This is a genomic window from Cupriavidus sp. 05T41, assembly GCF_056396525.1.
This window is the reverse complement of the sequence record NZ_JBFTLQ010000105.1, coordinates 1-23,279: the sequence shown is the minus strand read 5'-3', so window position 1 is coordinate 23,279 and position 23,279 is coordinate 1. Positions and strand designations below refer to the sequence as shown.

18 protein-coding genes and 1 pseudogene are annotated in these 23,279 nt (G+C 64.7%); 5 read left to right on the top strand and 14 right to left on the bottom strand.

Annotated elements, in window-relative coordinates; all coding sequences use genetic code 11:
* The 10 genes from AC1DKV_RS36000 to tssB form a co-directional block, all read right to left on the bottom strand.
* The coding region (locus AC1DKV_RS36000; protein WP_477139231.1) for a type VI secretion system Vgr family protein at positions 1 to 631 on the bottom strand (631 nt) is incomplete at its 3' end.
* 39 nt (positions 632 to 670) lie between these two features.
* Positions 671 to 1,501, bottom strand: a complete 831-nt coding sequence (gene icmH / locus AC1DKV_RS35995; RefSeq protein WP_477139230.1) for a type IVB secretion system protein IcmH/DotU — start codon at positions 1,499 to 1,501, stop codon at positions 671 to 673.
* A 1-nt stretch (position 1,502) separates the two neighbouring features.
* Positions 1,503 to 2,840: a type VI secretion system baseplate subunit TssK gene (gene tssK, locus AC1DKV_RS35990; RefSeq protein WP_477139229.1), complete on the bottom strand. Its 1,338-nt coding sequence runs from the start codon at positions 2,838 to 2,840 to the stop codon at positions 1,503 to 1,505.
* Positions 2,837 to 3,910: a type VI secretion system lipoprotein TssJ gene (gene tssJ / locus AC1DKV_RS35985; RefSeq protein ID WP_477139228.1), complete on the bottom strand. Its 1,074-nt coding sequence runs from the start codon at positions 3,908 to 3,910 to the stop codon at positions 2,837 to 2,839. The genes tssK and tssJ overlap by 4 nt, the downstream gene beginning before the upstream one ends.
* Entirely contained in the window at positions 3,907 to 5,280 is a 1,374-nt protein-coding gene (tagH, locus tag AC1DKV_RS35980) for a type VI secretion system-associated FHA domain protein TagH (RefSeq protein WP_477139227.1), read from the bottom strand. Before tagH ends, tssJ begins: the two co-directional genes overlap by 4 nt.
* Positions 5,277 to 6,296 (bottom strand): type VI secretion system baseplate subunit TssG, encoded by a 1,020-nt coding sequence (gene tssG, locus AC1DKV_RS35975; RefSeq protein ID WP_477139226.1) that lies wholly within the window; start codon positions 6,294 to 6,296, stop codon positions 5,277 to 5,279. The genes tagH and tssG overlap by 4 nt, the downstream gene beginning before the upstream one ends.
* Positions 6,260 to 7,996, bottom strand: a complete 1,737-nt coding sequence (gene tssF / locus AC1DKV_RS35970; protein ID WP_441623823.1) for a type VI secretion system baseplate subunit TssF — start codon at positions 7,994 to 7,996, stop codon at positions 6,260 to 6,262. The genes tssG and tssF overlap by 37 nt, the downstream gene beginning before the upstream one ends.
* Before the next feature lie 54 nt (positions 7,997 to 8,050).
* The gene (tssE, locus tag AC1DKV_RS35965; RefSeq protein WP_441623821.1) at positions 8,051 to 8,479 is read right to left on the bottom strand and encodes a type VI secretion system baseplate subunit TssE; all 429 of its coding nucleotides are present in this window, start codon (positions 8,477 to 8,479) and stop codon (positions 8,051 to 8,053) included.
* A gap of 14 nt (positions 8,480 to 8,493) precedes the next feature.
* Positions 8,494 to 9,966: a type VI secretion system contractile sheath large subunit gene (gene tssC / locus AC1DKV_RS35960; protein ID WP_477139225.1), complete on the bottom strand. Its 1,473-nt coding sequence runs from the start codon at positions 9,964 to 9,966 to the stop codon at positions 8,494 to 8,496.
* A 47-nt stretch (positions 9,967 to 10,013) separates the two neighbouring features.
* Complete coding sequence (gene tssB, locus AC1DKV_RS35955) at positions 10,014 to 10,520, bottom strand: type VI secretion system contractile sheath small subunit (protein ID WP_441623817.1); 507 nt, start codon at positions 10,518 to 10,520, stop codon at positions 10,014 to 10,016.
* Positions 10,521 to 10,922: 402 nt separating this feature from the next.
* Between tssB and tssH the strand changes: the two genes are divergently transcribed.
* From tssH to tssM, 5 genes are read left to right on the top strand one after another with little or no spacing between them, the layout of a single operon-like run.
* A complete protein-coding gene (tssH, locus tag AC1DKV_RS35950) occupies positions 10,923 to 13,487 on the top strand; it encodes a type VI secretion system ATPase TssH (RefSeq protein ID WP_477139224.1) in 2,565 nt (854 codons plus the stop codon).
* A 14-nt stretch (positions 13,488 to 13,501) separates the two neighbouring features.
* Complete coding sequence (locus AC1DKV_RS35945) at positions 13,502 to 15,070, top strand: sigma 54-interacting transcriptional regulator (RefSeq protein WP_477139223.1); 1,569 nt, start codon at positions 13,502 to 13,504, stop codon at positions 15,068 to 15,070.
* A 14-nt stretch (positions 15,071 to 15,084) separates the two neighbouring features.
* Positions 15,085 to 15,768, top strand: coding sequence for a type VI secretion system-associated protein VasI (gene vasI / locus AC1DKV_RS35940; RefSeq protein ID WP_477139222.1), 684 nt, complete (start codon positions 15,085 to 15,087; stop codon positions 15,766 to 15,768).
* The gene (tssA, locus tag AC1DKV_RS35935) at positions 15,756 to 17,213 is read left to right on the top strand and encodes a type VI secretion system protein TssA (protein ID WP_477139221.1); all 1,458 of its coding nucleotides are present in this window, start codon (positions 15,756 to 15,758) and stop codon (positions 17,211 to 17,213) included. The genes vasI and tssA overlap by 13 nt, the downstream gene beginning before the upstream one ends.
* 15 nt (positions 17,214 to 17,228) lie before the next feature.
* Positions 17,229 to 20,945 carry a type VI secretion system membrane subunit TssM gene (gene tssM / locus AC1DKV_RS35930; RefSeq protein WP_477139220.1) on the top strand — a complete coding sequence of 1,239 codons (3,717 nt, stop codon included), beginning with the start codon at positions 17,229 to 17,231 and terminating at the stop codon, positions 20,943 to 20,945.
* A gap of 252 nt (positions 20,946 to 21,197) precedes the next feature.
* On the opposite strand, the gene AC1DKV_RS35925 is transcribed toward tssM, so the two are convergent.
* From AC1DKV_RS35925 to AC1DKV_RS35910, 4 genes and pseudogenes are all read right to left on the bottom strand, one after another.
* A complete protein-coding gene (locus AC1DKV_RS35925; RefSeq protein ID WP_441623805.1) occupies positions 21,198 to 21,455 on the bottom strand; it encodes a PAAR domain-containing protein in 258 nt (85 codons plus the stop codon).
* Positions 21,456 to 21,786: 331 nt separating this feature from the next.
* On the bottom strand, positions 21,787 to 22,368 hold the full coding sequence (locus AC1DKV_RS35920) for a hypothetical protein (RefSeq protein ID WP_477139219.1): 582 nt from the start codon (positions 22,366 to 22,368) through the stop codon (positions 21,787 to 21,789).
* Between the two features lie 13 nt (positions 22,369 to 22,381).
* Positions 22,382 to 22,933: a hypothetical protein gene (locus AC1DKV_RS35915; RefSeq protein WP_477139218.1), complete on the bottom strand. Its 552-nt coding sequence runs from the start codon at positions 22,931 to 22,933 to the stop codon at positions 22,382 to 22,384.
* Between the two features lie 15 nt (positions 22,934 to 22,948).
* Positions 22,949 to 23,279, bottom strand: a pseudogene (locus AC1DKV_RS35910) (hypothetical protein); the annotation flags it as partial.

Genomic DNA, 23,279 nt, shown 5'->3' with positions numbered 1-23,279 from the left:
GGGCGGGCTCGGGCTGGTCGCCGCCGGGGGTGGGGTTGTAGAGGACGGGACCGCCGGCGATGCGGCCCTGCACGAACAGGCGGTCGCTGTGGATCAGGCGGTGGCCGTCGGMGTCGTGGCGGAAGGCAAAGTAGAAGCMTTCCTCGCGKGCAATGCGTTCGAGGAAATGCAGGTAGGTGTCGCCGGCCTGCACGCAGTATTCGCGGGGCAGGTGCTCGGCGGTGACGATCTGTTCGTAGCGGGCAGCCAGGCCATGGGCCTTGAGTACGTTCTGGAGGATCTCGGGTACGGACAGGGTCTGGAAGATGCGCCAGTCGGAGGACAGGCGCAGGCGGGCGAGGCCGGGCTCGACCACGGCGCGGTAGCGTGTGCGGCGAAAGCCGGTGTCGCCTTGCTCGAAGCGGCTGATCAAGCCATGGACATGGCGCACCGGTTCGTTGTCCCGCCAGAGGGTGAGCAGGGCGGGCAGGTCGAGGATGGTGGCGAAGTCGAGGTCGGGGTCGGCGTGGGTCAGCTGCACGTCGAGGTGGAAGGTCTCGGAGAGGGCTTCGTCGAGATCGAACTCGATGACCTCGAAGTCGACCCCGCCGACGACGGCGAAGGTGAAGCGCAGGCCGGACTGGTGTGCCATGGTGTGCTCCTTGCGATTAGGTCGGCGCGGCGGCGTGCCTCATGGTTTGAGAATGGCGTTCAGCGATTGCAGGACCAGGTCGGTGGTGCTGCCCAGTTTCACCGMGAACAGGGTGTAGGCGATGGCGAGCACGGCTAGCGCCATGGCCCAGGGCGCCCACAGCGGCATGAGTCGACCGAGGCGGTAGCGACGGGTGGCGACGTTGGCCTGCGCATCGGTCAACTGCTCGGGCGTTTCGCCGCGCAGTTGGCGCAGGGCGAGATGCAGTCTGGTGATGATGCCGTTGAGGGTTTCGTTCTGGTTGTGCTGCACGCCGTACTTGCCCTTGAAACCCAGGCACAGGCACAGGTATTTGAACTCCAGCACGTCGCGATACCTGGCCGGGTCCATCATCATGCGCGACAGCACGGTGAAGAATTTCTCGCCGCCCCAGGTTTCTTTGTGGTGGTGGCTGAGCAGGGAGCGTTGCGACCACACTGAGTCCTTGCCGCCCCAGGGCGTGGCCATGACCGCTTCGTCGATGAAGGTGCATAGGGCATAGCGGTAGGCCATCAGGGTGGCGCTGTCGTAGCCGTATTGGCGGACCTCGTCGCTGAGCGCGGTGACCTGGTCGCGCACGGTTTCGTAGAGCCGCTGGACGTCGTCGAACTTTTGCAGCCTGCGCAGGCGCATGACCAGGCCGAACAGCGGCTGGGCGGCATCCACCAGCGGGTTGATGCTGTGCCCGCGCAATTTGAAGCGCAGGTCTTCGTCGTGATCGAGTTGCGCGACGTGCTCGTAGGCAAGCGTTTCCTTGTCCGGGACCAGCGCGGACGGTGTGGTCCGCAGGTAGTGGCCGCGGTCGTTGCCGATGTTGACGGTGGTGGTCATGTCATTGACTCCTGATGGCCCAGAATTGCAGTTCCAGTTCGGGGTAGTCGCCGGGAACATGGAAGCCGAAGCCGGCGGCGTCCTTCATCATTTGCCAACTGGGGTGGCTGCGGTCGAGCTGGAAGTAGCTGAAGCCGGCGTGGTACGGCAGATGGCGCGGCGCCACCGGCAGTGGCGTCAGCGGGATGCCGGGCAACTGCAGGCGGACGAATTCGCCCAGCTTTTCCAGGGACGCTACCTTGGCCTGCTGCAGGAACTGCTGGCGCAGTTGTTCCAGCGGCATGCGCGCGCGTACCGCGAGGATGAAATCGGCCCCCTCGAGCAGGCGGCGGTCATGCACGTTGGCGGTGAGCACGCCATACTGCTGCTTGACTATCKGTAGGGATACGGCGCGCGGCTGCAGCACGGTGCTCAGCGTGCGCCGCAGGGTGTCGAGCAGCGGCTGGAATGACTCGCGCTGGCGGTCGTGCTGGTAGGCCGGGTACTCCGCGGGAAGGCGCCCCTCGTCGGTGAAGGTCACCAGCTCGCCGCAGGCCTGGCTGAAAGCAATGTAGAGCTGTTCCGGATGGACCTGGCGCTGGAGCGAGAGGTGCCGGAACAACGGGTGCAGGCGATTGAGCGTTTGCAGCAGGTTGAAGTCGGTGACGTCGGCCACCCCGGACTGGCCGGGCGAGCCGATCCGCTCGGCGATGCTCTTGGCGCGCTCGCGCATGAGGGTGGCGGCCTCGTCGACGAAGCGCGCCAGCGGCGCGATGGCGTTGACGTACAGGCCGGTGGGGTAGAAGCCTTCGTCCAGCACCAGGCTGCCGTACGGGCGGCGGTCGAGGATGCGGCCAAGGGCCAGGCCGGTGAAGGCGCTGCGGTCGTCGTTATCCAGCGCCAGTTGAAGGTTGAGGGTGGCCAGCGCCACGCTGGTGTGGTCGCCCTCCTGGCTGTGGCTGTCGCGGATGTCTTCGGCGCAGTGAAGGTAGCGTGTGTTGGCGTAGGTATMGGGCCAGCGCACTTCCAGCACGCCTTCGGACTTGAGCGGCAGGATGAGGTGGACGGTCTGGTTGATGGCGCTCGCATCGGAAATCGGCAGCGGCACGGGTGGGGCATGGTCGTTGGGGATATCGAACGTGGTGCCGTCCGGCAGCACGCCGCGGGCGCGGATGATGGCGATCTTGCCGAAGGCCAGKAACTCCCGGTTCAGTTCCAACTCGGTGAAGCCATGGAGATGCTGGCTCACGCTGTCCACGCGCTGATTGGTGTGGTGCTCCAGTGCGCGGACTTGCTGCTGGAAGTGCTGTGGCTTGATAAACGCCCCCTCCTCCCAGATGACGGGGTTCTTGCTGGTCATGGCCTGCTCCTCGGTTTCGATGACGGCGCCTGCGGCGCCATGCGATAGCTTTCGTCCGTGATGGTGACGCGGGTGTTCTGCAGGGTGACCAGCAGGGCGTACTTGCGGCCACGAGACTCAAGCCGGAAGACCTGCTTCCAGCGTTCGGCGTTGGGGTCATGGAACTCAGCGATGATGGCCAGGTAGCGGGTGTCCGCCTGGATGTCGGCGAAGTCGATGAACTTGAACTGGCCGGGCTGCAGCATGTAGTCGTCGACGCTGATGAAGGTGCTGCCGAGGGCTTTTTTCAKGTTCTTCCCCAGTTGCTCGGGATCKGCGCTCTCCAKCAGGGAGTCGTCCTTGAGCTGCAGTACCTTGAAGGCGATCGGGGTGGACGCGTCGGCAGAGGCCGTGGCCTGGGGCAATGACGCTGGCCTGGTAGCGGGCAAGCCGGTGCCACGGACGTACTGGCCAAGTGCCTGGCCGTCACCTGGCGATGCGTCCGCCGCTGCCTCGGGCCTGATAGTCGCGATGGACAATAACCGTGGTGTGTCTGTCGGCAACGCTTCGGCAAATTTCGGTGCTTCGATTGGTGGCAGGGGGGATATGCCATATAGCGATGGGATGGGCCAGGCACTGTCTTCGTTGCGAACGTCCATGTCGCGCAGGCTGTCGCMCCATCGCGGACTTGACTTAGCTGCTGCCGGCCGCTGCGGCGACAGCGTTAGCTGCTGTTGCTCTTCGGCTTCCAGCATGCCGAGCAGGCTGCGCAGTTGCTCGACCAGCCCGGCTTTGCTACGACTGTCCAGCCGGATGGCATAAGGGCCGTCGGAGGCTGCCTCGGGCAAGTTCGCCGACACGGAAGTGGCATCTGCGGCATCTGCGGCAGTGGCGGTCAGGCTGGCCGGGTTGGGATTGACGTGGCTGCCGGCGTACAGGCTCAGGGCGATGCGCGTGGGCTGGTCCTCCKCGGAACCGACCTGAATGGACGGGTCCATCAGAACCTGCCCGGTTTTCTTCAGGACATTGCCAACGGTGCTGCAACCGKACAGGAACGCCACGGTGAGCAAGGTAGAGAGCGCTCGCTTCATTGCGCCTCCGCGCGCACGGCTTTGTCGTAGGCCTGATCGAACACCTCCCAGAAKAGCTTGTCGAAGCCCTGCTGGCGGCCCGATGTCAGCTCCTCGTAGTAGTGCGTGTACATTTGCCAGGCCCACTCGCCCGGCTGTGACTCGGCCTGCTCGGGGCGGTAGCGGCGGAACCGGCTCAATAGCTGTTGCGGGGAGAAGGACTGCAGCAACGCATCCAGGGCGACACTGATGGCCTGCAGCATGGCCTCATGCTGCAGGCGCAGTTGCTCCAGGCTCTCCTCGATGGCCGCCGCCGGCGCCAAGTGCACGACACTGCGGTTGGCGGAGAACAGGKAGGCCACCGTGTCCGGATAGCTTTGCCCCAGGCGCAGCGGATTGTCTTCGATCGGCTGGAGGGTGCGGTCATGCAGTGCCAGCCGTCGCTGTTCGCCGGCCTGGGTTCTATGCAGGGCGGCCAGACCGCGAATTGCCGCGCCCAACGCCTGGCCGGCTTCCAGCAACAGGGTGTAGCTGGCCTTGGCATCCAGCGTGCCTACCGGGGCGTCCAGCCCCTGCACCAAGGGTGCGGCGAGTTGGTTGGCATCGATGCCGTCCGCGTGCTGGCTGGTCAACCATCGCTGGGCTGCGAGGGCCCGGGTGTCTTGCTGCGGCATGCCTAAATCTCCAAGTTGGGTAGGGGGCGAGCCGGAAACGGCTTCGAAACGGGTGGTGGCAAGGTCCTGCTGCGTCGAAGCTGGCGACATGCCGTAATGCGTGGGGTCCAGGGGAGCGAGGCAGTCTTCCTGCGGCTGTCGCCGACGTTCGGCGGCGTCCAGCGCCAGCAGCGGGTCCAGTTCCTCGCCCGGTTGGGTCGTTGCGGACAGTTCGTTGAAGGCCGACAGGCCATCGTCGTCCGCGGCGACCAACGCCGCTTCCCATGCCAACGCCGGGGCCGGCATGGACAGGTCGTCCAGTTGCATGCCCGGGTCGTTGAGCAGTTCGCCAAGCTCGTACTGGGCAAGGTGCCGTGTCGCATCGGGCAGGGCAGCGGGATCGTCGTCCAGATGTACCGCGACCATGTACGGGCCGATGCGCAGCAGATCGCCATCGCTGAGCCGCGCGCCGACGTTCATGCCGATGGGGTCGGCATGGTTGTTGATGCGGGTCTGGCCGCTGCGGTCGACCACGACAAAGGCGTCGTCCTCCATGAGAATTTCGCAATGCATGGGCCGCACGCGCCGGGCGCCATCGGCCAAGCACCAATTGACCTCGCCGGAGCCGATGCTGCCGCCTTCGGCGCCAAAGCTGTGCCGCGGCGTGCTGCCTTGCTGCAGGGCCTGTGGGTTGGTGACAACCATCGCCACCCGGCGCTCGATGGCAGGATCGTTCATAGGCGCACCTTGATTCGCACGGGCGGTGGCTTGCGCAGGACCTTGCGCTCGAAGAAGCTGGTCCAGCCCAGTTGGCTGCCCGCGCCACGCCGCAGGTTGAAGGGAGCGACTTCATCCACGCGCAGGCCGAGTTCCAGGTCGTAGGCAATCGGGTCGCGCAGGAGAAAGTCGACCAATTTGCGCAGGCGCGCGAAGTCCTCGCCACTGGGCAGGAACTCTCGGAAGCGCTGCTGCGGGAGGTCGGGGATGACGATGGTGAACTTGCTGTGACGCGAGCGCACGCGGCGGCCGACGATGAAGCTTTGCCCCAGGGCGCCGTTTTTCTTGCCTAKGGCGATCAGGTCGGTTTCATCGAGGTCCGTGTAGCGGAACTCGTATTCGCGGATGTGCACGCCTTCGAGGTCAAAGCAGTGGGCGATGATGCCGGCCACCATGGACGGCGAGCGACTGCGGCTGGCGACCATGCCGGCGAAGCTGAGCAGGCGGCTCCAGKAGATCGGTGTGGCGCCGCGCAACTGGGCGTCCCCGAGGCCGACGAGGGCGAATACGTAGGGTGAGAACTGGTCGCTGGCCTCGGCCTGGAAGCGGATGTAGTAGCGGTACTTGCGCCACGCCTGATGCAGCAGCGTCAGCAGGCGATGGTTGAAGAAGTCGAAGAACGCCGGGCGAATGCCGATGCTCTGGCCGTACTCGTAGGCCAGGCGATCGAGGTAGTAACCGGGCAGCGGCGAGTCCGGCCCGTGCATCCCGAAGAAGGTGGCCTGCACCCGGTAGTCATGCTGGGCGCCGGTGAGCGTGCGCTCGGCACGCGACACGTCGGAGGCAGGGAAGCCCAGGCCAGGATCAGATGCCAGGAGCACGCGCTGATGCTCGGCGTCGTAGCCGTCGGGCGACTCCAGGTCATCACCGTGCAGGTGGTGCAGCAGTTCGAGCAGGCCGAAGAAGTTGTAACGGCGGCCGCCCGCCAGCACCCTGTCGGCTACATCAGCGGTTGCTTGCCGATTCGCATGGGCCATGCGTAACGCTCCTTGTTACCGGTGTTGATCGCTTCCAGCAGATGGAAGGAGTTGATGCTTGCGTAGAGGGCGAAGAAGTGGCTCAGCACCGTGCCGAACAGGTACAGGTCGCCCTCGCAGAGGAATCCCGCCGGGTCCAGCTTGAGTTCGGTCTTCATGCCGCGGATGGGCAGGCCCTTGATCAATCGGTCGATGGGGGTGGTGACGGCCGCGCCGATACTGTCCAGCCGTTTGCGCGTGGCGCGCGCATGCTGGATGTCGTGCAGCGCGGCGAAGTCGTAGGCGCCCAACACCGCTTTCAACGGGTCGACCGATTGCAGTGACAGGTAGTTGAGCGACAGGTTGGAGATCAATCGCCACTGCAGCTTGCCATCGAGCACGGGCCGGTACGAGGGCGTCGGCCGGGTGATGTTGCGGTAGGTCGCAAAGTCGGGTGTGGTCTGCGTTTGCCGGCGAATATCGCCGACACCCAGCGCCAGGGGCAGGTCGCGGTTGGTGCAGGTCAAGGCGAAGGAGACGGTCTCGTCGCGGCCCACATAGTCGGCTTCGTCAGCGCGCACGAACGCCACGCGGTGAACCACGCCCGCCTCGGCGAGGGCCGGCTCGATGCGGGTCCGGTAGTAGAGGGCGGCGTGCCCCTTGGCATGCTCGATCTCGTGCTGCAGCGACTCGAACGGCGGGTAAGTGCGCAGCCATTGGCTCGGCTGGCCGTCTTCCGTGTTCTGCCAGCCGTTGACGGCATCGATGCTGAAGATCTCGTAGGCATCCGGGCGTTGGCCCGCCGGCCGCAGACGCTGGTCGATTACCGTGCCATTGAGGCTGACCGGCTCTGCGTCATGCTCGAACAGGTTGACCGCGGGAGCGCAGTACAGGCTCAGGTCGTCCATGCGCACGCGGATATCGGCCGGCATGGGACGGGTGAAATGGAATTCGAGGCGGATTTGCTCGGTGGACTCGCTAGGCCATTGCGAGCGCAGGCCTGCCAGCCTGAAAAAATGGAAGCGCCTGGGAAATATGAAGTACTCCTGCAGGATGCGGTAGCCGTCGAACACGTTCTGCGGGTACGGCAGCAGGGCCTCCTCCGGGTCGAAGCCGGGGAAGGTGATCTGGCCCACGGGGATGCGGCGCATTTCATCGCCCACTTCCATGCGGATCTCGCCCAGGTACTTGGCGAGCCACAGGTACAGCGTCAACGCATTGAGGTCGCTGCCGCTGAGATGGAAGTCCAGCGCGTCGCAGTCATAGGTGTCGGGCGCATTGCGGGTGGTCGGTGCCAGATCGATGCGGAGGATCGACTTTTCGCGCGAGTGTGCATCGCTCACGTCAGCAATGCGCAGCGGGTACAGCGCGACATCCGTGCAAGTGCGGAATTCGCAGCGAACCCCGTCAACGGGCTCGGACAGTACCCGCGTTCCCTTGGCGATGACCTTGCGGCTGGTGATGGAGCGCCCGGCCGGCTCGAAGCGCATGATGGTGGCGCTGGGCAGTGGACGCAGGTAGTTCGGCCATAGMAGTTGTAGTAGCGAGTGGGTGACTTCGGGGAGATCGTCTTCGATCTTGAGACGCAACTTGGCTGTGAGGAAGGCAAAACCCTCCAGCAACCGTTCGACGTCGGGATCGTTTGCCTCCTCGCCGAGGAACTGGGCGAGTTGTGGATTGTCACGTGCGAACACCCGCCCGAGTCGGCGGAGATAATCCATTTCCTCGAGGAATTTTCCTTTCAACGGCATCCTGCATCCTTCCCTTTGCGGGCCTTACACGACCAGCATTGACTGGTCGTGGCGACCCACGATGAGGTCGATCTCCACCTGTTCCTCGATGTTGTTCACCGGGACCAGGCAATGCAGCCGGAAATGCAATTCCAGCGGGCGGCCGCCGTCCGTGACGGGCTGAACCCAAAGTACCCGGACGCGCGGTTCGAACGCCATCACGGCCGCGCGGATATCCCGGCAGATGCGCAAGCGCAGATCGTTGCTGCCGATGGTGGCATCGTTGAGATCGGGCAGGCCGAGGCCGGGGCAACTCAGTGAACTGCCCCGGCGGGTGTTGAGGATCTGTTCCAGATGCCGCTTGGCGGCGCGAATGCGCTCGGCGGCCATGTCCTGCCGCGAGCGGGTGCGCCGCGGCGGCAGTTCTGGATCGAGCCGCTCGAACAGACTGCCTTGCCCTGGAGAACGAGGCACGGGTCAGGCTCCCTTCATTCCTTGTCCAGACGGCCCACCAGCGAGAGCTCGAAGTTCGCACCCATGTACTTGAAGTGCGGGCGCACGGCGAGCGAGACCTGATACCAGCCCGGATTACCCGCCACGTCCTGCACCAGCACCCGTGCGGCGCGCAGCGGCCGGCGGCTACGCACGTCGGCCGAGKGGCTTTCCTGGTYGGCGATGTATTGCTTGAGCCAGTTGTTGATCTCGCGCTCCAGGTCCTGGCGCTCCTTCCAGGCGCCGATCTGCTCGCGCTGCAATACTTTGATGTAGTGCGCCAGGCGATTGATGATGAACATGTAGGGCAACTGCGTGCCGAGCTTGTAGTTGGTCTGCGCGGCCAGGCCTTCCGGGGTCTTGGCGAAGAGCTTGGGCTTTTGCACCGAGTTGGCGGAGAAGAAGGCGGCGTTGTCGCTGTCCTTGCGCATGGTCAGCGGAATGAAGCCTTCCTCGGCCAGTTCGAACTCCTTGCKATCGGACACCAGCACCTCGGTCGGGATCTTGGCCTGCAACTGGCCGAGCGATTCGTACAGGTGCACCGGCAGGTCGTCCACGGCGCCGCCGGACTGCGGGCCGATGATGTTGGGGCACCAGCGGTACCTGGCGAAGCTCTCGGTAATGCGGCTGGCCAGCAGGTACGAGGTATTGCCCCACAGGTAGTTGTCGTGCTCGCCGTCGATGGTTTCGCGGTAGGCGAAACTGCGCGTGGGATGCTCCAGCGGGTCGTAGGGCTGGCGCAGCAGGAAGCGGGGCATGGTCAGGCCGAGGTAGCGCGAATCCTCGGAGTCGCGCAGGCCGCGCCACTTGGCAAAGCGCGGCCCTTCGAAGATGTCCTTCACTTCCTTGAGGTTGGGCAATTCCTGGAAGCCGGCGATGTTGAGGAACTCGGCGCCGGCGGCGGCAAGGAAGGGCGCGTGGGCCATGGCACCGACCGACGCGGCATAGCTGAGCAGCCTGATGTCGGGCGCGGCGGGGCCGAACGTGTAGTTGCTGACGACGGCGGCCACGGGCTCACCACCGAACTGACCATATCCCGCGGTGTAGATATGCTTGTAGAGCCCGCTGCGGGTGATATCGCCCGCGCTCTCGAAGTCGTCCAGCAGTTCTTCCTTGGTGACGTGCAGGACTTCGATCTTGATGTTCTCGCGGAAGTCGGTGCGATCCACCAGCAATCTMAGGCCGCGCCAGGCTGACTCCAGTTCCTGCAGCGGCTTCTGGTGCAGGATGGCGTCCATCTGCTGGCCGAGCTTGCGGTCGATCTCCGCAATCATCTGGTCGACCAGTTGCTTGTTGACCGGCTGCTCGCGCTCGTGGGTCTTGAGCATCTCGGCGATGAAGGCCGCGACGCCGCGCTCGGCGACGGCATAGCCTTCATGGCTGGGTTCGATGCGGGTCTGGGCCATGATCTGGTCCAGCAGCCCCTGGGACTGGCGTTCTTCCGTTACGGCGATGCTTTGAGCCTTCATGCTCGTATCCTTTGAAACCGAGGTGTGATGGAAGTCGTGAGGGGTGGTCAGGCACCGGGCTGGCCCAGCACCAGATTKAGTTCCTCGGCCAGCCTGCCGCGCGCGTTTTCGTCGGCCAGCAGGCTCTGCAACTGCTTGCGGAAGGCGGGGACGTTGCCCAGCGGCCCCTTGAGGGCGACCAGCGCCTCGCGCAGCTCAAGCAGCTTGGCCAGCTCGGGCACCTGACGGGCGATGGCGTCGGGGTTGAAGTCGCTCATCGCGCCGAACCGCAGGTCGACTCCGATCGTGTCGTCGTCCTGCCCGTTGCCCAGTCGCGAGGGCACCTCCATCTTCAGCGCCAGGCCGGCTTCGGACATCACGTCGTCGAAGTTGTCCTTGTCGATGCGAACCGCTGGCCGTTCCTCCAGTGCGATCTCTTCGCCATGTCCCTTGAAGTCGCCGGTGACGAGCAACTTCAGCGGCAGTTCCGTCTCTGCCTGCTGGTCACCCGTAGCCGGTACGTACTTGATGTTTATCCGTTCTTGCGGGGCAACTGATGCACTCTTCTTCGCCATGGAAGACTCCTGTATATGAAGTGCGTTGAAATAGCTAACAACAGAAATAAAGGAAACTAACAACGAGAATTCGAATCGGAAAAGCGTGCCGAAGGGCGCTAACTGTGTGGCCTTCTGGAAAAGATATTGATCGCGGAATTAAAGTCCTGTTGAGGGAGGATTTCAATAGGAAAATTCTTCAAATAGATCGAGATATTTCAATTATCTTTAAAATGTGAATGATAATAAAAAATATTGCGTGATTTAAGATTTATCCGATGGATTTTTTATTGATTGTGTGGTGTCGTGACGGGCTTGTAATCAATTGATTCTTTTGACCACGATGCGACGTTCACGAGTCAGCTTCCTGTCAGCGACGTGCCGTGGGCTAGTCGCTTCAATCTCATTGGATAAGTTGCCMGCATGATCAGAATTGAGCTTTCGGCACTGATCGATCGCCTCAACCCCGTTTGCCGTCAGGCCCTGGAGGAGGCCGCCAGCCTGTGTATCGGCCAGCGCGGCGCCGAGGTGACTGTGCCTCACCTGTTGTTCAGGCTGCTCGATCAGCCGCTGGCCGATATGCGTTTGCTGATGAAGCGGGCTGGGCTGGAGACGGATACGGTGCGCCAGGTGTTGTCCACCGCGTTCTCCGTGCAGGATGACGTCCCGGGGCAGTACCCGGCCTTTTCCCCGTTGCTGGTCGAGTTGTTGCAGGAGGCGTGGACGCTCGGATCGCTGGAACTGGGCCAGCAGGCCATACGGGGCGGCAGTCTGTTGCTGGCCGCCTTGCTCAACCCGGCGCGCTACCTGCCGCTGGCCGCGGTGCACCTGTTCGACGGCATCAACCGCGAGGCCTTGCGCAAGCAGTTCACCGCGCTGCTGGCCAGTTMGGCCGAAACGCCCGAGAGCCGGCCGGAGGGGGTGGTCCTGCAAGCAGGCGAAGCGGATACGGCGCTGGCCAAATACGGACATGACTTCACGGCCCAGGCGCGCGAGGGCCGCATCGACCCGGTGCTGTGCCGGGACGCGGAGATCGACCTGATGATCGACATCCTCTCGCGCCGGCGCAAGAACAATCCCATCGTGGTTGGCGATGCCGGTGTGGGCAAGAGCGCCGTGGTGGAAGGACTTGCCCTGCGCATCGTGCATGGGCGCGTGCCGGAACCGCTGCGCCAGGTGGCGCTGTGGGGGCTGGACCTGGGCGCGCTCCAGGCGGGCGCCTCGGTCAAGGGAGAGTTCGAGAAGCGGCTGAAGGCGGTGAYCGACGAGGTGAAGACCTCGCCGCAGCCGGTCATCCTGTTCATAGATGAGGCGCATACCCTGATCGGCTCGGGCAACGCCGCCGGCGGTAGCGACGGGGCCAACTTGCTCAAGCCGGCGCTGGCGCGCGGCGAGTTACGGACCATCGCCGCCACGACTTGGTCCGAGTACAAGAAATACTTCGAGAAGGACGCGGCGCTCACCCGGCGCTTCCAGTTGGTGAAACTCGATGAACCCAGCCAGGAGCAGGCGGTGCATATCCTGAGGGGCTTGCGCACGGTCTACGAACTGGCACACAAGGTCTATATCGGCGACGACGCGCTGCGTGCCGCCGCAGCGTTGTCCGCGCGCTACCTGTCCGGGCGGCAATTGCCGGACAAAGCCATCGACGTGCTCGATACCGCCTGCGCACGCGTGGCTACGGCACTTGCCGAGCCGCCGCKGCAGCTCTCGGCGCTGGAGCACGAGTTGGTGCAAATCGACGCGGAGCTGGATCTGCTGCGGCGAGATGGTCGCTCAGGGCGCAACGTCGATACGCATCGGCTACGGGTGCTGGAAGGCGCTCGCCTGGACGTGGAAGCGAGAATCGCGCAGCTGCAACAGGCTTGGGCACGGCAGCGAGCGCTGGTGGACGAGATCCTTTCGCTGCGTGCCGGGCAAAACGAGGAGGGCGACGGCGCCGGGCTGGCCGCCAGGGTTGCCGAACTGGCCGCGCTGCAKCGCGATGGCGCATTGCTGCACGTCGACGTAGGACACKAGCAGATAGCCCAGGTCATCGCCGACTGGACTGGCATTCCCGCCACCACCATCAGTAGTGACCGGATGGCAAGGCTCGACAGCCTGCCCGGCGCCTTGCGCGAACGGGTCAAAGGCCAGGACGTGGCCATCGAGAGGGTGCACGAGCATCTGCTCACGGCGATGGCCGACCTGCGCCGGCCTGGCACGCCGCTGGGGGCCTTCCTGYTGGTCGGCCCCAGCGGCGTKGGCAAGACCGAGACCGCGCTGGCGCTGGCCGATGCGCTGTTCGGCGGCAAGCAGTTCCTCACCACCATCAACATGTCCGAGTTCCAGGAGAAGCACACGGTATCGCGCCTGCTGGGCGCGCCGCCCGGCTACGTCGGCTACGGGGAGGGTGGTGTGCTGACCGAGGCGATTCGCAAGCAGCCGTACTCGGTGGTGCTGCTGGACGAGGTGGAGAAGGCCCATCCGGAAGTGCTCAATATCTTCTACCAGGCCTTCGACAAGGGCGAGCTGGCCGACGGCGAAGGGCGCCAGATTGACTGCAAGAACGTGCTGTTCTTCCTTACCTCCAATCTCGGCTTCGACCAGCAGGATGCCGATCTCGCGGACCTGGACGAGGACGCGTTGCGCGGCCKGCTCAAGGGCTTCTTCAAGCCGGCACTGCTGGCGCGCATGCAGATCATCCCGTACCGCTACCTGGATGAGGTGGTGCTGGGCGAGATCATCGATGCACGCTTGCAGCGTTTGAGTGCGCAGTTCGCTGTGCGCTACGACGCTACGCTGGTGGTGGACGACAGTGCCCGCGTGGAGCTGCGCGCCCGCTGCACGCGCCACGAGAACGGCGCGCGCATGCTGGATGCCAGCATCGACGGCGAGTTGCTGCCGCCGCTGTCGTTGACGGTGCTGAGGCGCCTGGCGTCCGGCGAAGCCTTCGACCATGCCGGGCTGAGCTGGAATGGCAGCGCCTTTGAAGCAACGTTGGGATGAGCGGAGGCTAGCGAATGGAGGCGCTGGAAGTGGCCAGCCTGGCACGGGACATGGCCAAGGCGACGAACCCGGCAAGCTTGGTGGACATGCTGCTGCGGACGGTAGTCAGGTCTCATGGTCTGACCTGCGGTTTGTGTTACTGGCGTGACGCAGCGGGTGATCAGTTGCTACCGTTGGCGTGCACGCAGGCTCGGCCTGCCGGGCTCCCCGCTATTCCGTTGAGTGAGCTGGAGAATCCCCTGGTCTACAGCCTGGTCGAGGGCAAGCCTTGCCATATCGGGCAGGTTGGCGCCCTGGTCAGCGTGGGGGAGAGCTTCGAATTCCTGCGCGAGCACCTGCCCGGGCGCGAGGCGCTGTCGATACTGCMGTTGCGGGATCGCAAGCAGCAAGCGATTGGCTCGCTGGTGCTGGCAGGCGCGGCTTCGGCGCTGCAGGCGGTGCAGGGCGACGCCCTGTGGCAGGCGCTGATGGATTTGCACGAGCAACTGCTGATCCGCTTGCGCGAGCAGTTGGGTGCGGCCGAAGCGGTGGATCACGAACGGGCGCTCAGCCGCCACCAGGAGGCCGAGCGCGGTCGAGCTCGCGCGGMGCGCTTGTTGGCGGCGGAGTTCGTCGGTAGCGGGGCCTTGGCGCGGCGCCTGCGCGAGGAGATGCTGCGGCTGGCCGATTCCTCGCTGTCGGTGCTGGTGACTGGTGAGACGGGATCGGGCAAGGACCACGCTGCCTKGTTGATCCACCAGGCTTCGTCCCGGGACGGCAAGTTCGTGCCGGTGAACTGCGCGGCGATCCCCAAGGACCTGATCGAAGCGGAGCTATTCGGCAGTGTGCGCGGCGCCTTCACMGGTGCCACCCAGGCGCGCAGCGGTCTGGTGGCCGAGGCCGATGGCGGCACTCTGTTCCTCGACGAGATCGGCGACATGCCTCTGGCGCTGCAGGGCACGCTGTTGCGCCTGCTCAACGAAAAGAAGTTCCGGCCGGTGGGTGCCAATCGCGAACAGGCCTCTGACTTCCGGCTGATTTGCGCCACGCACCAGCCCTTGCTGCAACTGATTCGCGACGGCCGCTTCCGCGAAGATCTGTATTTCCGCATCCGCCAGCAGACTTTGCACCTGCCGCCCTTACGTGAACGRCGCGAGGACATACCTGCGCTGGCGGCACACGTGCTGCTGCAACACAACCGCGGACGGCAGAGCCATATCACCGGTATCGAGCCGAGAGCAATGGCGTTGCTGCAGACGCACGGTCTTCCGGGCAACGTGCGCGAGCTGCGCAGCCTGGTGCTGGCGGCCGCCGAACGCACGCCACGGGGCAAGGCCATGAGCGCGGACACTATCCGTGACCTGCAAGCCACTCTCGATGCCCCCGGGTCGGCCGACGCCGTTGATCCTGTCCTGCGTTCGCTATGGCTAACCACGGACCTGCCTGGCGCCCTTGCCGATTTCGAGCGCCTGCTGGTCAACGAGCGCTTGCGGCAGGCCGACGGATCGCGTCGCCGTGCGGCACAAAGCCTGGGCATTCCCAAGCGCACCCTGGCGCGCAAGTGCCAATTCTGGAACCTGGATCGCGAGGATTCGACCACATGAGGCTACGCCGTCTGATGCTGTTGTTAGTGGTGGCGGTCGCGGGCTGCGACTCGGAGAGGCAGGCCGAGGCGGCCGGCCGCGATTGCACCGCCATCGTTTCGGCGGTCGAGCGGCTGGCCTGCTTCGATGGGGCCGCCGGCACGCCGCCGGCCCCATCGAGGCCACCGGCCTCGGCCCCACCGGCGGCCGGCGCCGCTGCCGCCGCGACTACCACGGGCGACGCCGTTCCCGAGATCACCCAACTGGTTCGCCGCAACGAAGCCGCGCGGGTGGCGGCAGAGGGCAAATTCCTGCTGGCGCGCAGCGAGGATACGCAGCCGGGGMAATGGAAACTGGTGATTTCCGCGCCCCCGCTGGGTGCCTCGATGCCTCGCACCTACCTGGCAATCAGCTGCCTGTCGAATATCTCGCGCCTGCAGTTGGTGGCCGACAAGCCGGTCGCCCTCAACCGGGTGAACATGCGCCTGTCGCTGGACGATCTCCCGTTGTCCGGCACTCAACCGTGGCAGGTGCTGGAAGACGGCACGGTGGTGGATGCCGGGCGCGGCCTGGTGGCCATCGAGCAACTGCGCTACCTGACTCGGCCCGGCGCGCGCCTGCGGTTGGATAGCGATTATCCGCCCTTCGACGGGCTGGTGTTCGATGCGACAGGGTTGCAGGACCTGATCGCACAGCAGCGTGAGGCGTGTCACTGGTGAGCGTATTCGCCCCTCCACCGCTGAACTTCGAGATGCTGCTGGCGCCGCTGGACGAGCGGCAGCCGGCCGGCTGCTTCGATGACGAAGACGAGACCTTCCAGGGCGTTGAGCATGAGATGGTCAAACTCGGCGGCCTGCACGAGCCAGGCATGGACTGGGCCTATGTCGACGAGGCCTCGCGCCAGTATCTGGGCGGACAGTGCAAGCACTTCCGCATCGCCGGCCACCTGATTGCCGCGCGCTTGCGATCACGTACCTGGCGCGGCTGGGCCGAGGCCGTCGGTGTGTTGGCCGGCATGGTCGAGCGCTACTGGGAAACCGGTTTTCCGAAGCCCGGTGCCACGGGCTACCCGGGCAAGCGCCGGCTGGTCGCGCTGCAGGTCGAGCGCCTGGGCGAAGCGCTGGCCRGCATTGGTGGCKAGAGTTTCGCGCCGGAGTTCCACAAGGCCGCGCAACAGGCGCTGGATCGCCTGCAGGCCAGCGCCGCGGGGGCGCGGCTGGACGTCCCCATGCTGATGCGGCTGGAGTCCCAGCTCAGCCAGCGGGTCGAGGAGACCCGCTATCCCGACGAGGCGGAGGCCGTGCCCATCACGGCCCAGACCGGCGGGCAGCCGATCAGCGAGGACTTCTTCGCCGCCCATGCCGTGGTGCATGACAACGAGCGGGATCGGCGGCGCTCGCTGTTGGCGGTGGCGGAGATCATCACGCAGCAGGAACCCTACGATCCCACGGGCTACCTCCTGCGCCGCTTCGCCCTGTGGGCGCATCTGAATGCCGCGCCTCCGGCGCGCAAGGATCAGCGCACCGAGTTGATGGCGGTGCCTGCCGATATCGCCGAGGGCTACCAGGAAGCGCTAACCGCCAACGCGATCAACCCGATGTTGCTGCAACGGGTCGAGAAGAGCGTGACGTCCTCGCCTTACTGGTTGCGCGGCAGTTTCCTTGCGGCTGGCATGGCCGCAAGGCTGGAGATGCCGCAGGTGGCGGAGGCCATCCGGCATGCCGCCGAGCGTTTCCTGGTGCGCGTGCCCGGGCTTGCCAGGCTGCAGTTCGGCGACGGCCGCCCCTTTGTCGACGGCGACACACTGGCCTGGGTCAGCGGCGCTGACGCTGGCGGCGGGCCTGCGGGCGCCGCGCGGGAATACGCCGGTCTGCGTGAAGAGCTAGTCGTGCAGTTGGAGACCCAGGGCGTGGAGTCGCTGCTGCGGCGCCTCGAGGACATCCAGGGCCACTCCGCTGATTTGCGCCACCGCTGCCACGTCATGACCATCGCCGCCKACCTGCTGGGTGCACGTGGCCTGTCCTGGCTGGCCGACGGACTTTACGCCAACGCGCATCAAGCCATGCGCGGCGCCTCGGCCCCCCAGTGGGAGCCGGACCTCTTCAATCATCTCGCCAGGCATGTGCCGGAGCCGGCGACGCGAACGCCGGGACACAAGGATTAAGCAAGGAGCATCGCAATGTGGAATATCTGGTCTTCCCTGAAACGCTACGGCCAGCCCTTGCTGCGCTGGGGCAAGCAAGGTGTCCCCTTGCTGTTGGTGCTGGGGCTGCTGTTCCTGCTGGTTGCCATCTGGTGGCTGGGGCCGCAATGGAGCTTGGGCGGACGCAAGCCGCTTGCCGACCTGGCGGTGCGGGTGCTCGCTACGGTGCTGTTGCTGATCCTGCCGTTGCTGGTGTGGGCGCTACGTCTGCGCAGCCGCAACCGGCGTTTGGAGGCGGAAAGTCAACAGGAAGCGCGGGGTTTGGAAGACCCTTGCCTGCGCTTCGTGCAGGCCCAGGAGCGGGCCTTGGACCGCAGCCTGGCGACCCTGCAGTCTCGCCTGAAAGGACGCAACGCACTGTACCAACTGCCCTGGTACCTGGTGTTGGGGCAGGAAGACTCGGGCAAGACCAGCTTCGTCAACCGCTCCGGCCAGAATTTTTCGTTGACGGGTGAGGTCAAGGCCGGCAGCCGGCAAGTCCAGKCCGACCCCGACCAGATCTACGCCGTTGACTGGTGGATGGGGGACCAGGCGGTACTGATCGATCCACCCGGCKAACTGATCAGCCAGCCKCGGCTGGGCGAGGGAGAGGGTGAGGGCATAGCTACCGCGGACGGCGAGGCCGACGCCCGCGAGACGCACGCGCCGCAGAAACAGGTCAAGCGCCCGTTGCCAGCGGATTTACATGCTCGCCTGTGGGATGGCCTCGTGGGATGGCTGGGCCGCAATCGCAGCCGCCGGCCCCTCAACGGCGTGGTGCTGATGGTCGACCTGGTCACGCTATTCGGGCAGCAACCCAGCGACCGAAAGGCCTTGGCCATCCTGTTGCGCACGCGCCTGGCAGAACTCAGCCGCCAGCTCGGCACGCGGCCGCCGCTGTACGTTGTGCTCAGCAAGTTMGATCGGCTGGAGGGCTTTGATGCCTTCTTTGCACGGTTGCCGCAATCTGCCCGGGAKGACATATTMGGCTTCACCTTCACCCTCGATTCGGTGCAGAACTACGACGCCTGGCTAGAGGAACTGGCGGAGCGCTATGACGGCTTTATCGCGCGCCTCAACGAAAAGATCTTCGACGCTCTCGCCCACGCGGGCGATCTGAAGCAGCGCGAAGCCCTGTACTCGCTGGTGCGGCAGTTGTCGGGCCTGCGCCCGGTGTTGCTGGGGTTCCTTGGTGACGTCATGGGCAGTGATCGCTATGTTACGCCGGCGCTGCCGCGCGGCGTGTTCTTCTCGTCGGTGCACCAGCAGGGGTTGGTGGGCAATGCCTTCGTCAGCTCGGCCTCGCGTGCCTACGACGTTGAGGATCTGACGTCGCCGGCGTTGCCCAGTGGGCGCTCAGTGGTGTACTTCGCCCAGCGGCTGTTCCAGAAGGTCATCTACCCGGAGTCTGGCCTGGCTGGCGACAACCTCAAGGTGATGGCTGACAAGAAGCGCGCGCTGACGGTGAGCTTCGCCGTGGCGTCGCTGGGTAGCCTCGTCATCATCGGCGGCTGGTATCACTACTACGCMATCAACCGCGACAAGGCGGTCAGCGTGCTGGAGCGCAGCCGTGCATACAGCGCCCATGCCCTCGACGGCAAGGACGATCCCACCGGGCGCAACTTGCTGCAACCGCTGGATCAGATCCGCAGCGCGGTTACCGTCTACGGCGACTATCGCGACGCCTGGCCGGTGCTGACCGACCTGGGCCTGTACCAGGGCCGGAAGATTGGGCCGAAGGTGGATCAGGCCTACCTGAAACTGTTGTCGCAGCGTTACCTGCCCGCGCTGGCAGGCGGCGTGATGCAGACGCTGGACGCGCCGAACGCGAACGCCGACGGCCAGCTGGCCGCGCTACGGGTCTACCGCATGATCGAGGATCGGCCCAACCGGCGGCCGCCGGTCGTCGAGGACTGGATGGCGAAGCAGTGGCAGGCCGCATTCCMGGGCGAGGACGGCGTGCAGCGTGCCCTGATGCGTCATCTCGATTACGCCATGAAGTACGCTGACACCGACCTGCCGCAGTACCGCGCGCAGGTGGCTGAGATACAGCGCCAACTGCGGCAGATTCCCATGCCGCAGCGGGTCTACATGACCATGCGCCGCCAATCCGGGGACACCTTGCGCAACCCGTTGGACCTGCGCAACGAGATCGGCACCGCGTTCGATGTCATCTACCAGCCAGTGAGCGCCGCCGACGGCACGAAGATCGATGCGCTGCTCACCGCCAAGGGTTACCGCGGCTACTTCGCGCAGCGCAGCCAGGACTTGACCGAACTGGCGATGATCGACCAATGGGCGCTGGGCGAGCGTCGCAACATCGACTACTCGGAGGCCGACAAGCGGGCCCTGGCGGAGCGCATCCGGGCCATCTATAGCCGCGACTACATMGACACCTGGCAACGCGGCATCAATCGCCTTGAAGTGAGGGACTTTGCTGATATTGCCGATGCAGCCGACGTGCTTGGCAGCGTGACCAGTCCCGCGGCGCCGCTGCGCAGGCTGGTGGAGACGGTACGCGACAACAGCGAACTCGGCATCGCGGCGAGCGCAGCGGCGGTGGCCGCGGCCTCGACGTCGGGGGTGGCCGCTGCACCGCTGGCGGAGAAGGCGGCGGCGGTCGAGTCGAGCAATGTGCCCGCGCCGATCATCGGCATCACGCATGCCTTTGCGCCCCTGAGCCAGTTGCTGGTGGCCAAGGGGGAGCGGCCGTCCTATCTGGATGAGACMACGCTCGCGGTTGGCGCTGTGTACGACGCCGTCAAGCGCGTCCAGGACAGCCCCAACCAGGGCAAGGCGGCCCTGAGCCTGGTGATCGACCGCTTCTCGCTGAAGGGCACGGACCCCTTCGGCAACCTGCAGCGGATCGCCGCGGGACTGCCCGAGCCGCTGAACCAGCAGGTCAAGAAGCTGGCCGACGAGTCATCCCAGGTCGTGCTGATCGCGGCGCTGCGCGAACTGGAGCAGCGCTGGGATGCCGACGTCTATCGTTTCTACCGCGAACGCCTGGCGAGTCGCTATCCGTTCAACGCGGCCAGCCGGGAAGACGCCTCGCTGGACGACTTCACCGCCTTCTTCGGCCCACAGGGACGTCTGCAGCAGTTCCGCGAGCAATATTTGAAACTGTTCCTGGACGACAACCTGGATGCCCTGTATTCGGAGCGCCGTGGTGGCTACCTGGTTCGTACCGATGTACTGACGCAACTTGAGGCGGCCGACAAGATACGCGATGCTTTCTTCAATAATCGCGGTGCACTTGGCGTGCAATTCACTGTCGAGCCGCTGGGCCTGACCCCCACGCGTCGTAGCAGCTCACTGAGCGTGGAGGGCCAACTGGTCACCTACAACCATGGCCCCACCATCGGTACCGGCCTGATCTGGCCCAACACGCTGGCCAACAACAACGAGAGCCGGATTACCCTGGTCAACGGCGGCGGCAATAGCAGCGGCTTGGTGTACAAGGGGTCCTGGTCGATGTACCGCCTGCTCAGCCAGGCTCGCCTGAACGGTGCAACCGCCACCAGCGTGGACCTGAGCTTCATGTCCAGCGACGGAGGCATGCGCTATCGCATCACCGCGGAGAAGAGCAACAACCCCTTCACTACTCCKCTATTCAAGGGATTCGTCCTGCCGCGCACCTTGCTGCAGGAAAGCCCGCCGTCAAACGCGACGGTGAGGAAGACGGCCAGGGGCAAGCAGGAGCGTTCGCTGTGAACGCTGCCATCGGTGGTTCGCTTGCGGATGCGCGCACGGTGTTTCGCGTGGATTGGCGGAGCTCCCTGCTCACGGGGAATCTGTGCGGGGGCTGGCGGACTTTCCGCCGAATGGGTCAATGGAAGCGTATGGCGATGCCGCGGGGCAGTGTGCCCCGCGTGGCTGCCACTATCATCCAGCGTCTGGCCAGGCCATAGCKCCGCCCGTGATAGAGACCGTGGCCGAATGCCAGCGACGGCCACGGTCACTCCTTCAATCCACCAGCCAGCCGCCGTCGCCTTCGACCAAGGTACCACCGTGGCTGGTGGTGTCGCCTTGGCGCGCCACGGCCTTGTCTTCGACGGTGGCAACAGCGGAGCCACTGACAATCACCGCGCCACAACTGATCTTGTCACCGACGCGGGCGATCGCGCGGCCACCGACATTGGCTTTGGCGGCGCCGCTGATGACAGTGCCAGGGCCATGGATGGGACAGGAATGGCGATGGCCGACGAGAACGACGGGTTGCATAGGGTTATCTCCTAAGAAAAGTTGCACTCATACAGGGGCGCTGATTTGTGGGCATCGGCTTTTTGGACAACCTTTGGTCGGTGTTGTGGCACGCTCGGTTAAGCTGCACGATMATCCGCCCCCGGTATCGGCCACTTCGCCGCGAGGGGGGCACGAAGCGACCGGTGCGCGTCGGACCGACTCACGTCCTCGGGAGGAACGAATGCGCACAGGACGCTTGGCCGAAGGTGCGCAGAAGCAAATGGAGCACATGCGAGTTCATTTCCATGTTTGTGGGCCACTCCTCGGCGACCATCAGTGATGGCGGCAATGCATGCGAGAGCGCACAAGGTCAGGGTTCCTCGAAGACGTGCGGATCACAGGTTTCGAGACTCGGGTCAACGTTGTAGCCGAATGCGGTATACAGCCATGTTTCGCGTTGTTTTCCGCTAAAGACGAGCAGGTTCAGGCCTTCGGTGCCAAGGCACGCCTCGATATGGTGGGTTGCGCCTGCCTGGTCGACTGCCTGCAAGCTCGTGCTTCGTGATTGTTTGGCCTTGGATACGCCACGCGCGTTCCAGATCGCCGCGCCGACGAAGTTCCCCTTGTAGGCAGCTTGCCCGGAAAGGTTGATGGCATACCGATAAATCGGCTGGCTCGTCAGGGCGCCGATGACGGGCTGCTCGGCGATTTCGGGGCGCCCTAGCATGTCGGCGCCAACGCTGATGCAGCACGCTGCGCTGCCGCTTCTGTCGGGGTACTGCAGCCTTAGGTGCTGTCCCGGCGCAATGCTGGCTTCGGTGGTGTAAAGATAGCTGCGTCCGCTGGCCTGGCTAAGAAGCCCAGCTTTCAGCGGTGATGGCGGGGCGGACGACGTCGCGCCGGCGGCTAWCGTCGATGGAACGAGCGTGAGAATAACCAGCATTCGCTTCATGACATTGACTCCATCAATGACCGTCGTCGGACCAGTGCGGCGGATCGCTAACCAGCTTGATGACGCCGTAGCTGGCACCTACGGTGTGGAGTTGTGCCGTGCTCTGGATCACCGTGGTGTTGCCAGAAGCATTCATGATGGACCGGTTGATCATGCCGCTAATTGTCATGTCGATGGCACGCTTTTGCGTATGCCGGCTGGTCAATGCCGCCGAATGCGCCATGTGATACCCGTTGACCATCGCTTGCGCGCCTCGCCTAGCCGCATCGAGATCCGCCACGCCTTGCTCATTCCGGTGAGCCCAGTCGATGTTAACGCCTTCATATGCCGGTATGTTCTCGGGCGACGTGCCTTGTGGCGATCGCCCATGCGTAGTGCAATAGATACCTTCATCGAGCGACAGCATATTGGCCATCGCCTGCTCGTAGTGGATGCCGCAATGTACGCCGGACGGTCCCAATGGGAAGTAACCGCTGGAGGCCAGTGCGAGCGCGTCGTAGTAGACGCTCGCATCACGTACATCCTTGCCGGCCTTGTCTTTGAACGGAAACTTGAACGAAGGCATAGTTACTCCGTGCGCTTACGCGTCGCCCGAGAAGGAGAGCAAGAAGTCGCCATCCGGCTCTTCGCCGGGCGCGGGAGCGCTCGACAGCGACAATGAACTGCCAGCACCACCGCCCTGCATGCTGATCTGCCCCTTGAAATGCAGTTGTTTCCCTTTCAGGGTGATGCCGCTGCTGTCGATGGTGATGGTGCCGCCGGGGCCGCGCAGGCGGGCCACCTGGCCGGCCTGTAGTTCGTAGCGGGCGGTCATGCGCTCGATGCTCTGCCCGGCCTGCAGCTTGTCGTGGCCCTGCACGGTGGTTTCGCAGTGCCCGCCAATCTCCACCCAGTGGTTGGCAGTGGTTGGC